Consider the following 14,338-nt stretch of genomic DNA (forward strand, 5'->3'; position numbering starts at 1 on the left):
GACCCGACCGCCCGCCGCGACAGCCGCAAAGGAATGCCCGCATGGCCGACAGCCTGCCGATGAGCGTCACCGCGATCTCCCCGGCCCAGAAGATGCAGATCCTCAACCTCGTGCGGCGCGCCGCCCGGGCCGAGATCCTGCCGCGCTTCCGCGATCTGGCCCCGGCCGAGATCGACACCAAGTCCGGCCCGCTCGACGTCGTCACCGAGGCCGACCGCGCCGCCGAGGCGATGATCGGCCGCGGGCTGCTGCGGCTCTTCCCGCACGCGCTGGTGCTGGGCGAGGAGGCGGCCGCCGCCGACCCGGAGATCATCGGCCGGATCGACGACGCCGAGCTTGGCTTCACCATCGACCCCGTCGACGGCACCTGGAACTTCGCCAGCGGCGTGCCGGCCTTCGGGGTGATGGTGGCGGCGACGCGGTTCGGCCGGCCGGTCTTCGGCCTGCTCTACGACCCGGTGATGGACGACGTGATCTGGGCCGATGCCGCGGGCCCGGCGGAACTGCTGCGCCGCGGCCGCCCGCCGCGCCGGCTGGCGGCTTCGCGACCCGGGGCGCCGGAGACGCTGAACGGCTATCTGAACCTGCATTTCCTGCCCCGGGCGGGCCAGGAGGCGCTGGCCGCCACCCTGCCCGGTTTCGCCCGCACCGCCTCGCTGCGCTGCGCCTGCCACGAATTCCGCGCCTTCGCCATGGGAGCGGTGGATTTCGTCCTCGCCACCAAGGTCACGCCCTGGGACCACGCCGCCGCGGTGCTGGTGGCCCAGCGGGCCGGCGGACACGTCGCGTTCCTCGACGGCCGCGACTACAGCGCCGGGACCACGGACGGGGTGCTGCTGGCGGCGGGGGACCGGGCGACCTGGGAGGTTTTAAGGGAGCGGTGGGGGCCGCTATCGGAAAACCCAGCATAAATGTGAGTATTGCTAGCGCCCTAAAGCAAAAGAGCGAGCGCCACCTTAGAAAGGTGTATTGATAAGCTAATGGCTAAATAGAAAAATCCTAGAACTAGGAAGGCCCCCAACATTATAAATGCCGCCCCGATGAAAACGCTCAGAAAGTAAGAGGGGAAACTAATATTTCCATTGATTGTGAATCCACTGGCGTAGCTTATGTTACGCGGTCGCGCGGTGCCATCAATGAAATAGGAACTGCCACCCTCCCGAGAGCCGAGATCACCCAAACATATTATCCAATTCTCTCCTAGCTTCCAATTTCCGTAGACGACGGCTATCACAACGCTTAGCTTGAACACCGAAACGGCGCTCCAGCTAAACTCCACCACGCTAAGAAAAGTCAGAACTACCAATAAGATATGAACCCAGGTCGGCGGCTCAGATATCTCGGTATTGAGACTAATCTGAGTGCTAGAAACAGATATGGATCCTCTATACTTTTCTGCGCCCTTAGTCAAAAAACCGCCTGTCCTAACCAATTCTTCGAATAACTTTCCACGATCCTCCAAACTTAAATTGGTCCAAGCGTCTCCGCACGATAAGATTACGTGCCGAGAGACGAAAAAATGCGCCCCGGACAGGAAAAGCAACCCGTAAATCTCGCTGCCGGGCGGAAACTGAACTCCAGCGAGCGATGCACCCGTCGCACCCAAAAATTTCGAGATACACACAGCGGCCATAAATACAATTGCAAGTATTGCTAAGCGATCCAACCACTCAAAACTCTTTTTCACACCTGCCGCGACTGCATTCTTATTCGGCATATCATCCATATGCTTACTGTTCGCCACGAATTAAGCGAAGAATAAAAGGTGAGTCATTTACGCTATCCGTCAGATGGGTACCTTAAGTTGACAGCGCCGAAAACCGAAAAAATCACTAGGTTAAACGCTACAATTTAAAGCCGCACGGCCATTAATTATCTTGTACAGCCAATTTTTGGATGACCGCGCCCCCTCCCGAGGGCGTGGCCCAATCCCTTACTCCGCCGCCTCCGCATATTCCTCCATGGGAGGACAGGTGCAGACCAGGTTGCGATCGCCGTAGGCGTTGTCCACCCGGTTGACCGGCGGCCAGTACTTGTCGACGCGGAAGGCGCCGGCCGGGAAGCAGCCCTGTTCGCGGCTGTAGGGCCGCTGCCAGTCGCCGACGAGGTCCTCGACGGTGTGGGGGGCGCGCTTCAGGGGGTTGTTCTCGGCATCGGCGCGGCCCTCCTCGATGGCGCGGATCTCCTCGCGGATGCCGAGCATGGCGTCGCAGAAGCGGTCGAGTTCGGCCTTGGTTTCGGATTCGGTGGGCTCGACCATCAGCGTGCCGGCCACCGGCCAGGACATGGTGGGCGCGTGGAAGCCGCAATCGACCAGCCGCTTGGCGATGTCGTCGACGGTGACGCCGGCCGATTTCTCGAACGGGCGGACGTCGAGGATGCATTCATGCGCCACGCGCCCCTTCTCGCCGCGGTAGAGCACGTCAAAGGCGCCGTCGAGCCGCGCCGCGATGTAATTGGCGTTGAGGATCGCCACCCGTGTCGCCTGGGTGAGCCCGGCCCCGCCCATCATCTGGCAATAGGCCCAGGAGATCGGCAGGAGCGACGGCGAGCCGTAGGGCGCCGCCGAGACCGGGCCCGGCCCCTCGGCGGAGAGCGGGTGCGACGGCAGATGCTCGGCCAGATGCGCCTTGACGCCGATCGGGCCCATGCCGGGGCCGCCGCCGCCATGCGGGATGCAGAAGGTCTTGTGCAGGTTCAGGTGGCTGACATCGCCGCCCAGATCGCCCGGCCGCGAGATGCCGACCATGGCGTTGAGGTTGGCGCCGTCGATATAGACCTGCCCGCCATGGTCGTGGATGGTCTTGCAGACCTCCTTCACCGTGCCCTCGAAGACGCCGTGGGTAGAGGGATAGGTGATCATGATGGCGGCGAGGTCGGCCGAGTGCTTCTCGACCTTGGCGTGGAAGTCGTCGAGGTCGATGGAGCCCTTGGCGTCGCATTTCACCGGCACCACCTTCCAGCCGACCATCTGCGCCGAGGCCGGGTTGGTGCCATGGGCGTTGACCGGGATCAGGCAGACATTGCGGTGGCCCTGGCCGTTGGCCTGGTGGTAGGCGGCGATGGTCAGCAGGCCGGCATATTCGCCCTGGGCGCCGGAATTGGGCTGCATCGAGATGGCGTCGTAGCCGGTGATGTCGCAGAGCTTGGCATTCAGCCCCTCGATCAGCTCCTTGTAGCCCGCCGCCTGGTCCTCGGGGCAATAGGGGTGCAGGTTGGCGAACTCGTGCCACGACAGCGGCATCATCTCCGCCGCCGAGTTGAGCTTCATGGTGCAGGAGCCGAGCGGGATCATTGCCCGGTCGAGCGCCAGGTCGCGGTCGGCGAGGCGGCGCATGTAGCGCACCATCTCGGTCTCCGCCCGGTTCATGTGGAAGACCTCGTGGGTGAGGTAGTCGCTTTCGCGCAGCAGCGCCTCGGGCAGGCGGTAGAGCTGCGCCTCGGGCTCGTCGCGGCGCTCGACGCCGAAGGCGCGCCAGGCGGCCTCGATCTTGGCCGGGCGGGTGGTCTCGTCCACCGTCAGGCCGACCTTCGTGTCGCCCACCGCGCGCAGGTTGACGCCCTCGCGCACGCCGGCGGCGATGACGCCCTTCTGGAACAGCCCGACATCGACGGTGATGGTGTCGAAGAAGGCGCCCGGCTCGACCTGGAAGCCCGCCTCCTCGAGCCCGCGCGCCAGCCGCGCGGTCTTGCGGTGGATGCGCTCGGCGATGGCGCGCAGCCCCTGGGGGCCGTGGAACACGGCGTAGAAGCCCGCCATCACGGCGAGCAGCGCCTGCGCGGTGCAGACGTTCGAGGTCGCCTTCTCGCGGCGGATATGCTGTTCGCGGGTCTGCAGGGCGAGCCGGTAGGCGCGGTTGCCGCGGGCATCCCTGGAGACCCCGACGATGCGGCCCGGCAGCGAGCGCTTGAAGGCGTCGCGGCAGGCGATGTAGGCGGCGTGCGGGCCGCCATAGCCCATCGGCACGCCGAAGCGCTGGGTGGTGCCGACGGCAATGTCGGCGCCCATCGCGCCCGGCTCCTTCAGCACGCAGAGCGCCATCGGGTCGGCCGAGACCACGCCGATCGCGCCGGCCTCGTGCAGCGCCTCCATCTGCGCGGTGAAGTCGCGGACATGGCCCAGCGTGCCGGGATACTGGAACAGCGCGCCGAACACCTTGTCGGCCTCGAGCGCGTCGGGATCGCCGACGATGACCTCGATGCCGAGCGGCTTGGCCCGAGTCTTCACCACGTTGATGTTCTGCGGATGGCAGTTCTCGTCGACGAAGAAGGCCCCGGCCTTCGATTTCGCCACCCGCTGCGCCATGGTCATCGCCTCGGCGCAGGCGGTGGCCTCGTCGAGCAGCGAGGCATTGGCGATCTCGAGCCCGGTGAGGTCGGAGATCATCGTCTGGTAGTTCAGCAGCGCCTCCAGCCGGCCCTGGGAGATCTCCGGCTGGTAGGGCGTGTAGGCGGTGTACCAGGCCGGGTTCTCGAGGATGTTGCGCTGGATCGCCGGCGGCGTGATGGTGCCGTGATAGCCCTGCCCCAGCATCGAGGTCAGCACGGTGTTCTTCTTGGCGATCTGGCGCATCCACCACAGCAGCTGACGCTCCGACATCGCCGTGCCACAGTTCAGCGGCTCCGACTGAAGGATGTCTTGCGGCACCGTCTGGGCGATGAGATCGTCGATCCCGTCGACCCCCAGGGTGTCGAACATCTCCGCCATCTCCGACGGCGAGGGGCCGATATGGCGGCGGTTGGCGAAGTCGTAGGGCCGGTATTGCGACGGCTCGAACTGCATGTCTGCACCTCCGTGATGCCTGCCGGGCCCGCTTGCGGCGCCGGCCGATTGGGTTCGCGCGCAGAGCGCGCAGGAAGGGCCGGTCCGCGCCGCGGCCGCGCACCGCCCATCCGATGGCCAAGGCGGGCCTCCCCCCGAGGCGCCCCGGCATGTCGCGGGACCGGTGACCGGTCCCCGCCTGTCCCAGGGCCGCGGCGCGGCCCGTCATCTCAGCCGATGAATTCCTTGTAGGCGGCCTCGTCCATCAGCTCGTCGAGCGCCGACATGTCCTCGACCTGGATCTTGAAGAACCACGCCTCGCCCTCGGGGTCGTCGTTGACCTTCGACGGCTCGTCGACGATGGCCGCGTTGACCTCGACGATCTCGCCATCGACCGGCGCCAGGATGTCCGAGGCGGCCTTGACCGACTCGATGACCACGACCTCGTCGTCCTTCGACACGGTCTTGCCGACATCGGGCAGCTCGACAAAGACCACGTCGCCGAGCTGTTCGGCGGCATGGGCGGTGATGCCCACGGTCACGATGTTGTCGCCCTCGGGCTTCAGCCATTCGTGTTCTTCGGTATATTTCATGCAGGTTTCTCCAGGAATTGGATCAGCGTTTGAAGCGGGCCGGAACGAAGGGCAGCCGCGCCACCGAGACCGGCAGCCGCTTGCCCCGCAATTCGCCCCAGAGGCGGGTGCCCGGCGCCGTCATCGAGGCCGGCACGTAGCCCATCGCCACCGGGCCGCCGGCGCTCGGGCCGAAGCCGCCCGAGGTGATCCGCCCGACCGGCGTCTTGCCGTCCTCGGCGGCGTAGAGATCGACGCCTTCACGCATCGGTGCCCGGCCCTCCGGCTGCAGACCGACACGCATACGCCCCGGCGCCTCGGCCAGTTCCCGCAGCACCCGGTCAGCGCCCGGGAAGCCGCCGGCCCGCGCGCCGTCGGCGCGGCGCACCTTCTGGATCGCCCAGGCCAGCCCCGCCTCGACCGGCGAGGTGGTGGCGTCGATGTCATGGCCGTAGAGGCAGAGCCCGGCCTCGAGGCGCAGCGAATCGCGGGCCCCGAGTCCGATCGGTGCCACCGCCTCATGCGCCAGCAGGCGCCGCGCCAGCGCCTCGGCGGCGGCCTCGGGAACGGAAATCTCGAAGCCGTCCTCGCCGGTATAGCCCGAGCGCGAGACCCAGGCCTCGGCGCGGTCGATCTCCAGCGTGGCGACATCCATGAAGCGCATGTCGCGGACCGCCGGGGCAAGCTCGGCCAGCACCGCCTCGGCCTCGGGGCCCTGCAGCGCCAGGAGCGCCCGGCCCTCGATCTCCTTGACCACCACGTCGGGCTCGAGCCCGGCGCGCAGCAGCGCCAGATCCTCGGCCTTGCGCGCGGCATTGACCACCAGGAACAGGTGGTCGCCGCGATTGGCGATCATCAGGTCGTCCTCGATGCCGCCGGCGTCGTTGGTGAAGACGGCGTAGCGCTGGCGGCCCTGCTTCAGGCCCTGCACGTCGACCGGCACCAGCGCCTCCAGCGCCTCGGCCGGGTCGCGGCGGCGACCGCGCAGAACCACCTGCCCCATATGGCTGACATCGAAGAGACCGGCCCGCGCGCGCGTCCAGTCATGCTCCTTCTTGACCCCGGCGGCGTATTGCACCGGCATCTCGTAGCCCGCGAAGGGCACCATCCTGGCGCCGAGGTCGAGATGCAGCGCGTGGAGCGGCGTGCGCCGCAGCCCGTCGGCGCCGGCCGCATCCTCGGCCGCGGCCTCGGGGTGGTGATGGCTGTGGCCGTCGCCGAGCGGCGCACCGCAGCCGCAGACATCCTCGCGCACCTCGAAGCGCTTCAGATCCTTCTCGTCGGAACCGCCCATGTCGTCCCCCGTCCATCTTGCCCGGGGCCGGCCCCGGGGGGCCGCCTGACGGGCATTCGCGACACGGTCTCCCCGTGCCCGGAACGCCCCCTCTGTCCTTGTGCCTGAGATCGCTATCCCGTCGGCGGACGCGGCCTTGCCCGCGCCTCTCTCCAGAGTCGTCTTCCCGCGGCGGTCCGGTGGCCTGAGAGTTTCCGGGGCGGTTGCTCCTTCGGCACCGGCCGACGGCCGGTTCTCCCGCCGCGACCGATGCCGACGCTAATCCAAGCCCTATGGGGAGGCAACCCGTTCGGTGCGCAGGCCGGCGGTCTCGGAGAACAGCGCCAGAAGCGCCTCGTTGCCGTCGGTGAGCGTGTCGAGCGACAGCGAATCGAGCACCTGGAAGAACGCCTCCCCGGCCTGGGCCAGCGCCGGGCGCAGCCGGCAGGCGCCGATCAGCGGGCAGGTATTGGCGTCCGCGGCGAAGCATTCGGCGATCGGCATGTCCGATTCGAAGTCGCGGAACAGCCGGCCGATGCTGATCTCCTCGGCCGGCCGTCCGAGCGCGATGCCGCCGTAGCGGCCGCGCCAGGTCTCCAGGTAGCCGAGCTGCGCGAGCTGGTTGACGATCTGCCCCAGATGATGCTCGGAGGCGTTGCAGGCCTCGGCAATGTCTGTCTTGGTGATGCGGCTGCCGGGTCGGGCGGCGCAGTACATCAGCACACGGACGGCGATGTTCGCACGTTTGGTAATTCTCATCTAGGACGTCTCAACTCGTTACACGGACACAGGAAACGGTATACGGGGGCGGAAAAAACGTTCATCACCAGAATGGACATATCGCATAACTATCAGGACGACACTGCGTGACCAATTCTTTTTTCTTCGGATACGGATCGCTGGTGAACTGCCGGACCCACAAGCACGCCCCCGCGCACCCGGCGCGGGCCCGCGGCTGGAAGCGCGCCTGGCGCGCGGTGCCGGACCGGCCGCTGGCCTTCCTGACCGCGGTGCCCGACCCCGAGGCGGAGATCGAGGGACTGATCGCGGCGGTGCCGGATGCCGATTGGGCGGCGCTCGACCAGCGGGAGGAATTCTATGATCGGCTGGATGCCAGCGCGGTCGTCAGCCATGCCGCGGAGGGCGCGCTGCGCATCGCCATCTACTCGGTCCCGGAGACCCGTTCGGTGGCGCCGCACCGCGCGGCGCCGGTGCTGCTGAGCTATCTCGACGTGGTGCTGCAGGGCTATCTCGACGTGTTCGGCGCCGAGGGGGCGGAGCGCTTCTTCGCCACCACCGAGGGCTGGGAGGCGCCGGTCCTCGACGACCGGCGGGCGCCGCTCTACCCGCGCGCCCAGACCCTGACCGATGCCGAGCGGGCCTGGGTCGACGACGCCATGGCACGCCACCGCGTCGAGGTCTTCGACACCGTCTGACCCGGCCGCTCTGGCCCGGGCCGGACCGGACCGGGCCAGCCGCCGGCCCGGCCGTCCAGCTCAGCCCGCCAGGTCGCGGGCCGGCACCTTCTGCATCAGCGGCAGCATGTCGGCCATCTCGGGACCGCGCTCCATGCCGGTCAGCGCCCGGCGCAGCGGCATGAAGAGGCCCTTGCCCTTGCGCCCGGTGCGCTCCTTCACCGCGGCGGTGAAGTCCGCCCAGGCCTCGGGGCCGTAGGGCGGCGGCGGCAGCAGCGCCATCGCCTCGGCGACGAAGCCGCGATCCTCCTCGGCGATCACCGGCTCGGCGCCGTCCGAGAACATGCGCCACCAGCCCGCCAGGTCCTTGCGGGTGGTGATGTTCTCGCGCGTGACCTTCCAGAACAGCGGCGCCTTGTCCTCGGGCACGCCGAGGGCGCGGATGTCCTCGGCCACCGCCGCGTAGTCGAGCCCGTGCAGCTTGCGCGCGGTCAGCGGGTAGAGGTCGTTGACGTCGAATTTGGTCGGCGCCGAGCCGAACTGCGACAGCTCGAAGCCCTCGGCGATCTCGTCGAGCGAGGCGCGCAGCTCCACCGGCTGGCTGGAGCCCAGCCGCGCCATCAGCGACAACAGCGCCTCGGGCTCGATGCCGGCCTCGCGCAGATCCTTCAGCGCCAGCGAGCCCAGCCGCTTCGACAGGCCCTCGCCCTGCGGCCCGGTGAGCAGCGAATGATGCGCGAAGGCCGGGTGGTCGTGGCCCAGCGCCGCCATGATCTGGATCTGCGTCGCGGTGTTGGTGACGTGGTCGGAGCCGCGCACCACGTGGGTCACGCCCATCTCCACGTCGTCGACCACCGAGGCCAGCGTGTAGAGCACCTGCCCGTCGCCGCGGATCAGCACCGGGTCCGACACGCTGGCGGCGTCGATCGAGAGCGGGCCGAGGATGCCGTCCTGCCACTCGATGCGGCTCTGGTCGAGCTTGAAGCGCCAATGGCCGTCGCCGCGCTCGGTGCGGAGCCGCGCGCGGTCCTCCTCCGACAGCGCCAGCGCGGCGCGGTCGTAGACCGGGGGCTTGCCCATGTTGAGCTGCTTCTTGCGCTTCAGGTCGAGCTCGGTCGGAGTCTCGAAGGCCTCGTAGAAGCGCCCCATCTCGCGCAGGCGGTCGGCCGCCTCGGCGTAGCGGTCGAGCCGCTCGGACTGCCGCTCGATGCGATCCCAGCCGAGCCCCAGCCAGTCGAGGTCGCGCTTGATGCCGTCGACATATTCCTCCTTCGAGCGCTCGGGATCGGTGTCGTCGATGCGCAGGATGAAGGTGCCGCCCGCCTTCTTCGCGATCAGGTGGTTGAACAGCGCGGTGCGCAGGTTGCCGACATGGATGTGGCCGGTGGGCGACGGGGCGAAACGGGTGACGGTCACGGCAGCAGGCCTCCTCGGGGAACGGGCGCGCCCGCCTTTCCCATGCGGGACGCGCTTTGTCCATATCGCCGCCCCTTGCAGGCCCCGCCCGGGCGCGCGACATCTGGCGCAGACCTGCCCGGAGATGTCATGCGCGCCTTTCTCGCCCTGCCCCTGCCGCTGTCGGATGCCGAGGTGCTGGAAGCCATGGGCGAGCGGCTGGGCGTCGGCCGCACCGTGCCGGCGGAGAACATGCACCTGACGCTGGCCTTCCTGGGCGAGGTGCCCGCGGCGGAGCTGGCCGAGGCGGCGGCCGCGCTCGAGGATCTGGCGCCGCCGCGCTTCAGCTACCGGCTCGCCGGGGTCACCAGCTTCGGCAATGCCCAGCGCGGCCATGCCGTGGCGCTGGCCGCCGAGGGCGGCGCGCCGCTGCGCGACCTGCACGACCGGGTGCGTTCGCGGCTGGCCGGGGCCGGGCTGGCGCTGGAGCGGCGGCGTTTCCGCCCGCACGTGACCTTCGCGCGGATCGGCGGGCGACGCAGCCCGGAGGAGGAGAGCCGGCTCGAGGCCTTCCTCGGCCGCGAGGCCGACATGGCGGTGGGCCCGATCGAGGCGCGCCGCTTCGTGCTCTACGAATCGATCCTGACCAAGGCCGGCGCGGTCTACGAGGAGCTGGCCGAGTTCCCGCTGGCGGGCTAGCCGCGGCCCGGCGCCGTCATTCCGGCAGGACCGGCCAGTGCCGGGCCAGATCGGCGAGCCCGGCCCGGATCAGCCGCGGCAGCACGGCGCGGTCGATGCGGTCGAGCGCGGTGATGTAGACGCAGCCCTTGCCGGCACGGTGCGGGCCCAGCGCCGCGAGGATCTCGCCGTGATCGGCGTAGCCCGGCAGGATGTAGAGGGTCAGCGCCGCCTTGCGCGGCGCGAAACCGGTGGCGAACCACGACCCGCTCCGCCCCGAGGCGTAGCGGTAATCGTAGCGCCCGTAGCCCAGCATGCCGCCGGACCAGACCCTGGGCGCAAAGCCCGTCGCGGCGCGGAACAGCGCGTCGAGCTCCACCGCCTCGGCGCGGCGGCGCTCCGGCGTCACCGCGGCGAGGTACTCCGCCACCGGCTGGTCGGTGGCCTGCGTCTTCAGATCCGCCATCGGCCCCTCCGGGGCTCAGCCTGCCACGCCGCGGCGCTCAGCGGAAGGCCGGGCCATGCGCCCAGACGGTGAGCGAATGCCGCGCGCCGGCGGTCACCGGGGTGACCCGGTGCAGCAGGAAGGCCGGAAACAGCGTCGCGCTGCCGCGGGTCCGCGCGGCCGGCAGCGCCGCGGCACTCGGCATGATCTCGAGCACGCCGCCGGAATAGGATTCCGCGTCGCTCAGCTGCACCACCAGCGTCAGCTTGCGCCGCGCCGCCAGTCGGCCCTCGCCGATATCGGCGTGCCAGTCGAAATGGCCCTCGCGCTCGGCGCCGTAGCGCGCCACCTGCGGGCTCTCGGCGAAATCGCTGAGATCGAAGCCGAAGACGTCGCGGTTGGCCCGGCGCACCAGATCGACGAGGCGGCCCATCACCCATTCCGCCTCCGGCAGGTCGTCGAGCCAGACGAGGTCGGAGCGGCGCAGATTGTGGTCGCGGCCGCCGCGGGCGAGGCCCGCATCCTCGGCCGGCACGGCCTCGGTCAGGGCGATGACGCGGTCGCATTCGGCGGCGGTGAAGGCGTCGGGGATCGAATGGGGGCGGAACACGGAGGAGCGCGGCCTTTGCAGCAGGAGGGTCGGTCGCGTGGTCCTGCCCGGGCGCCGGACGCGGCGCGCGTCCGTTCGCGACATGACGGCGTCGCGAACGGACGCTCTGGCGCGGGCGTGATGGGCCGAAGCGCGGGAGGCTGGCTGCCCCCCGCACCCCCCGAGGATATTTCGGCTCAGAAGAAGCGGCCGTGCCGGGTCAGGCCAGGCGTTCGGTCTTGGCCACGAGGCGGCGGGCCTGGTGGGCGATGGCCTTGCGGCCGGTGTCGTCGAGCTCTCCCGCCTTGACCGAGAAGCCGTAGGGATTGCCGCCGGTCTCGAAGATCACCGGGTCGGTATAGCCCGGCGGCACGATCACCGCGCCCCAATGCATGAAGGTCGTGTAGAGGCTGGTCAGGGTGGTCTCCTGACCGCCATGGGCATTGGCCGCCGAGGTCGTCGCGGTCACCACCTTGTCGGCCAGCTTGCCCTCCTGCCAGAGCGGGCCCAGCGTGTCGATGAAGGCGCGCATCTGGCTCGTCACGGTGCCGTACCGGGTGGGCGAGGAGAAGAAATAGCCGTCGGCCCAGAGCATGTCGTCATGGCTGACCTCGGGGATGTCGGCCATCTTCTCGAGCTGCGCCGTCCAGGCCTCCTGGCCCTCGACGACCTCGCGCGGGGCGGTCTCGGCGATGCGGCGCAGGCGGACCTCGGCGCCCGCCGCCTCGGCGGCGCGGGCGGCCTCGAGGGCGACGCCGTGATTGGTGCCATAGGTGGTGTAGAAGATGACGGCGATCTTGGGCTGGGCCATGAACCTCTCCTGCGATGTGCTTGCCCGCCGGAACCCGGGTCTCGCGGAGCCTGTTCCGCGCCGTGACGCACGGGGCCTGTTCGCCGCTGCGGAGACTTTCCCCCGCGCCGCGGCTCGGGCATAGAGCGCCGATGACCCACCGCGACCCCGATCTCGACGCCATCGAGGCGATGGCGCGCCGCACCCTCGAGACGCTGCCGGCGCCGTTCCGGCCGGGCGCCGCCGGCATCGTGCTGCGGGTCGTCGACTGGCCGGAGGCCGACATGCTGGCCGAGCTCGAGATCGACGATCCGCTGGATCTGACCGGGCTCTATGACGGCGTGCCGATGACCCAGAAGAGCTTTGCCGATCCCGCCCCCTGGCCGGACACGATCTGGCTGTTCCGCGAGCCCATCCTCGCCGAATGGCGCGACCGTGGCGACGTGGAGATCGCGGATCTGGTGGCGCATGTGACGGTGCACGAGCTGGCGCATCATTTCGGCTGGTCCGACGACGACATCGCGACCATCGACCGCTGGTGGGAATGACGCGATTGGCACTGGCCCTCCGAGGCCGGAATCGACTAGGAGAGACGCCGCGACAGGCTCTGGAGGACGCGCGATGAACGATCTGGCCAACAGCTTCATGACCGGGCCCGACGAGAAGGGCCGCTTCGGCGCCTTCGGCGGCCGCTTCGTCTCGGAAACGCTGATGCCGCTGATCCTCGACCTCGAGGCCTGCTACGAGCACGCCAAGACCGATGACAGCTTCTGGGCCGAGATGAACCATCTCTGGACCCATTACGTCGGCCGGCCCTCGCCGCTCTATTTCGCCGAGCGCCTGACCGACCGCCTGGGCGGCGCCAAGATCTACATGAAGCGCGACGAGCTGAACCATACCGGCGCGCACAAGATCAACAACGTGCTGGGCCAGATCCTGCTGGCCCGCCGCATGGGCAAGACCCGCATCATCGCCGAGACCGGCGCCGGCCAGCACGGCGTCGCCACCGCCACGGTCTGCGCCAAGTTCGGGCTGAAATGCGTGGTCTACATGGGCGCCCACGATGTCGAGCGCCAGCAGCCCAACGTCTTCCGCATGCGCCTGCTCGGCGCCGAGGTGGTGCCGGTGACCTCCGGGCGCGGCACCCTGAAGGACGCCATGAACGACGCGCTGCGCGACTGGGTGACCAATGTGCGCGACACCTTCTACTGCATCGGCACGGTGGCCGGCCCGCACCCCTACCCGGCGATGGTGCGCGACTTCCAGTCGATCATCGGCAAGGAGGTGCGCGAGCAGATGATGGCCGCCGAGGGAAGGCTGCCCGACACCCTGGTCGCCGCGATCGGCGGCGGGTCGAACGCCATGGGCCTGTTCTACCCGTTCCTCGACGACCCCGAGGTGGCGATCCTCGGCGTCGAGGCCGGCGGCAAGGGCGTCACCGAGAAGATGGAGCATTGCGCCTCGCTGACCGGCGGGCGCCCCGGCGTGTTGCACGGCAACAAGACCTACCTGCTGCAGGACGCGGACGGCCAGATCCTCGAGGGTTTCTCGATCTCCGCCGGGCTCGATTATCCCGGGATCGGCCCGGAACATGCCTGGCTGCACGAGACCGGCCGCGCCAAATACGTGGCGATCACCGACGACGAGGCGCTCGCCGCCTTCCAGCTCTGCTGCGAGACCGAGGGCATCATCCCGGCGCTCGAGCCGAGCCATGCCCTGGCCCAGGTCACCAAGATCGCGCCCGAATTGCCCGCCGACCACATCATCTGCATGAACATGTGCGGCCGCGGCGACAAGGACATCTTCACCGTCGCCCGCGCCCTCGGCCACGACATGGGCTGAGCTCGCCGGAGGGGCCCGCCCCGGCGGCCCCTCCCCCCGGCGGCGCCGGCTCACGGCTCGAGCGCGTTCTCCCGCAGGGCTTCCAGCGGCACGATCTCCAGCGCCCGGCGATGCGTCGCCTCGAGCGCCACGCGCGGGGCGCAGCCCTCGTCATGGGCCTGCAGGAAGCGCCCGGCGCAGAGACACCAGCGGTCGCCGTCCTTCAGGCCGGCAAAGCGGAATTCCGGCCGCGGCGTCGACAGGTCGTTGCCGACATATTTCGAGAAGGCGAGGAATTCCTCGGTCATCACCGCGCAGACCGTGTGCGATCCGGCATCGGCGGCGCAGGTGTTGCAATGCCCGTCGCGGAAGAACCCGGTCAGCGGGTCGCGCGAACAGGGCTCGAGCGGTCCGCCCAGGACGTTGATCTCGGCATCCTTCTGCATCGCCCCTCTCCTCGGTTCTCGGTTCTCGGTGGCCGGGCCTTGACCTATCCTGCCCGGCGCGGGCTTCAACTGCGGGTCACGACCGGAAGCGGTCGGCCAGGCGCTGCAGCGGCGAGCGGTCGTCGGGCGCCGCCGGCGCGGCGGCGGCCGGG

General features: G+C 69.1%; 15 protein-coding genes and 2 riboswitches. Of the genes, 5 read left to right on the forward strand and 10 right to left on the reverse strand.

Annotated elements, in window-relative coordinates:
• Positions 1-41 precede the first annotated feature (41 nt).
• Positions 42-911 (forward strand): inositol monophosphatase family protein, encoded by an 870-nt coding sequence (locus ACXYMW_RS11595; protein WP_459035482.1) that lies wholly within the window; start codon positions 42-44, stop codon positions 909-911.
• Between the two features lie 20 nt (positions 912-931).
• Here the strand turns inward: ACXYMW_RS11595 and ACXYMW_RS11600 are convergent, their stop codons facing one another.
• The 5 genes from ACXYMW_RS11600 to ACXYMW_RS11620 all read right to left on the reverse strand — a co-directional run bounded on the left by ACXYMW_RS11600 (position 932) and on the right by ACXYMW_RS11620 (position 7,366).
• Positions 932-1,726 carry a hypothetical protein gene (locus ACXYMW_RS11600; RefSeq protein ID WP_459035483.1) on the reverse strand — a complete coding sequence of 265 codons (795 nt, stop codon included), beginning with the start codon at positions 1,724-1,726 and terminating at the stop codon, positions 932-934.
• A gap of 207 nt (positions 1,727-1,933) precedes the next feature.
• Positions 1,934-4,783 carry an aminomethyl-transferring glycine dehydrogenase gene (gene gcvP, locus ACXYMW_RS11605; protein WP_459035484.1) on the reverse strand — a complete coding sequence of 950 codons (2,850 nt, stop codon included), beginning with the start codon at positions 4,781-4,783 and terminating at the stop codon, positions 1,934-1,936.
• Between the two features lie 209 nt (positions 4,784-4,992).
• Positions 4,993-5,355 (reverse strand): glycine cleavage system protein GcvH, encoded by a 363-nt coding sequence (gene gcvH, locus ACXYMW_RS11610; RefSeq protein ID WP_459035485.1) that lies wholly within the window; start codon positions 5,353-5,355, stop codon positions 4,993-4,995.
• A 22-nt stretch (positions 5,356-5,377) separates the two neighbouring features.
• Positions 5,378-6,628, reverse strand: coding sequence for a glycine cleavage system aminomethyltransferase GcvT (gene gcvT / locus ACXYMW_RS11615; RefSeq protein ID WP_459035486.1), 1,251 nt, complete (start codon positions 6,626-6,628; stop codon positions 5,378-5,380).
• Positions 6,629-6,710: 82 nt separating this feature from the next.
• Positions 6,711-6,790, reverse strand: a riboswitch (glycine riboswitch).
• A riboswitch (glycine riboswitch) is annotated at positions 6,791-6,878 on the reverse strand.
• A gap of 20 nt (positions 6,879-6,898) precedes the next feature.
• A complete protein-coding gene (locus ACXYMW_RS11620; protein WP_459035487.1) occupies positions 6,899-7,366 on the reverse strand; it encodes an RrF2 family transcriptional regulator in 468 nt (155 codons plus the stop codon).
• A 107-nt stretch (positions 7,367-7,473) separates the two neighbouring features.
• On the opposite strand from ACXYMW_RS11620, the gene ACXYMW_RS11625 reads away from it, so the two are divergent.
• Entirely contained in the window at positions 7,474-8,043 is a 570-nt protein-coding gene (locus ACXYMW_RS11625; protein ID WP_459035488.1) for a gamma-glutamylcyclotransferase family protein, read from the forward strand.
• 60 nt (positions 8,044-8,103) lie between these two features.
• Here ACXYMW_RS11625 and gltX read toward each other — a convergent pair whose 3' ends face one another.
• Complete coding sequence (gene gltX, locus ACXYMW_RS11630; RefSeq protein ID WP_459035489.1) at positions 8,104-9,438, reverse strand: glutamate--tRNA ligase; 1,335 nt, start codon at positions 9,436-9,438, stop codon at positions 8,104-8,106.
• Between the two features lie 129 nt (positions 9,439-9,567).
• Between gltX and thpR the strand changes: the two genes are divergently transcribed.
• Entirely contained in the window at positions 9,568-10,116 is a 549-nt protein-coding gene (thpR, locus tag ACXYMW_RS11635) for an RNA 2',3'-cyclic phosphodiesterase (protein WP_459035490.1), read from the forward strand.
• A 16-nt stretch (positions 10,117-10,132) separates the two neighbouring features.
• On the opposite strand, the gene ACXYMW_RS11640 is transcribed toward thpR, so the two are convergent.
• From ACXYMW_RS11640 to ACXYMW_RS11650, 3 genes are all read right to left on the reverse strand, one after another.
• Positions 10,133-10,561 (reverse strand): DUF1801 domain-containing protein, encoded by a 429-nt coding sequence (locus ACXYMW_RS11640; protein ID WP_459035491.1) that lies wholly within the window; start codon positions 10,559-10,561, stop codon positions 10,133-10,135.
• 37 nt (positions 10,562-10,598) lie between these two features.
• Complete coding sequence (locus tag ACXYMW_RS11645) at positions 10,599-11,150, reverse strand: 2OG-Fe(II) oxygenase (protein WP_459035492.1); 552 nt, start codon at positions 11,148-11,150, stop codon at positions 10,599-10,601.
• Between the two features lie 199 nt (positions 11,151-11,349).
• Entirely contained in the window at positions 11,350-11,940 is a 591-nt protein-coding gene (locus tag ACXYMW_RS11650) for an NAD(P)H-dependent oxidoreductase (protein ID WP_459035493.1), read from the reverse strand.
• Between the two features lie 131 nt (positions 11,941-12,071).
• On the opposite strand from ACXYMW_RS11650, the gene ACXYMW_RS11655 reads away from it, so the two are divergent.
• Both ACXYMW_RS11655 and trpB read left to right on the forward strand, forming a co-directional pair.
• Positions 12,072-12,467, forward strand: coding sequence for a metallopeptidase family protein (locus ACXYMW_RS11655; protein ID WP_459035494.1), 396 nt, complete (start codon positions 12,072-12,074; stop codon positions 12,465-12,467).
• Between the two features lie 73 nt (positions 12,468-12,540).
• Positions 12,541-13,761 carry a tryptophan synthase subunit beta gene (gene trpB, locus ACXYMW_RS11660; RefSeq protein WP_459035495.1) on the forward strand — a complete coding sequence of 407 codons (1,221 nt, stop codon included), beginning with the start codon at positions 12,541-12,543 and terminating at the stop codon, positions 13,759-13,761.
• A gap of 50 nt (positions 13,762-13,811) precedes the next feature.
• Here the strand turns inward: trpB and ACXYMW_RS11665 are convergent, their stop codons facing one another.
• The gene (locus ACXYMW_RS11665) at positions 13,812-14,186 is read right to left on the reverse strand and encodes a DUF2237 family protein (RefSeq protein WP_459035496.1); all 375 of its coding nucleotides are present in this window, start codon (positions 14,184-14,186) and stop codon (positions 13,812-13,814) included.
• Positions 14,187-14,338: the final 152 nt, after the last annotated feature.

It is taken from the genome of Roseivivax sp. CAU 1761, from assembly GCF_054482755.1.

Bases quoted from the DNA above. Each gene is read 5' to 3' on its own strand.
- thpR (WP_459035490.1), top strand. From the start codon at position 9,568: ATGCGCGCCTTTCTCGCCCTGCCCCTGCCGCTGTCGGATGCCGAGGTG.
- ACXYMW_RS11650 (WP_459035493.1), bottom strand. From the start codon at position 11,940: ATGGCCCAGCCCAAGATCGCCGTCATCTTCTACACCACCTATGGCACC.
- ACXYMW_RS11620 (WP_459035487.1), bottom strand. From the start codon at position 7,366: ATGAGAATTACCAAACGTGCGAACATCGCCGTCCGTGTGCTGATGTAC.
- ACXYMW_RS11600 (WP_459035483.1), bottom strand. From the start codon at position 1,726: ATGGATGATATGCCGAATAAGAATGCAGTCGCGGCAGGTGTGAAAAAG.
- gcvH (WP_459035485.1), bottom strand. From the start codon at position 5,355: ATGAAATATACCGAAGAACACGAATGGCTGAAGCCCGAGGGCGACAAC.
- gcvP (WP_459035484.1), bottom strand. From the start codon at position 4,783: ATGCAGTTCGAGCCGTCGCAATACCGGCCCTACGACTTCGCCAACCGC.
- ACXYMW_RS11655 (WP_459035494.1), top strand. From the start codon at position 12,072: ATGACCCACCGCGACCCCGATCTCGACGCCATCGAGGCGATGGCGCGC.
- trpB (WP_459035495.1), top strand. From the start codon at position 12,541: ATGAACGATCTGGCCAACAGCTTCATGACCGGGCCCGACGAGAAGGGC.
- ACXYMW_RS11640 (WP_459035491.1), bottom strand. From the start codon at position 10,561: ATGGCGGATCTGAAGACGCAGGCCACCGACCAGCCGGTGGCGGAGTAC.
- gcvT (WP_459035486.1), bottom strand. From the start codon at position 6,628: ATGGGCGGTTCCGACGAGAAGGATCTGAAGCGCTTCGAGGTGCGCGAG.
- ACXYMW_RS11665 (WP_459035496.1), bottom strand. From the start codon at position 14,186: ATGCAGAAGGATGCCGAGATCAACGTCCTGGGCGGACCGCTCGAGCCC.
- ACXYMW_RS11595 (WP_459035482.1), top strand. From the start codon at position 42: ATGGCCGACAGCCTGCCGATGAGCGTCACCGCGATCTCCCCGGCCCAG.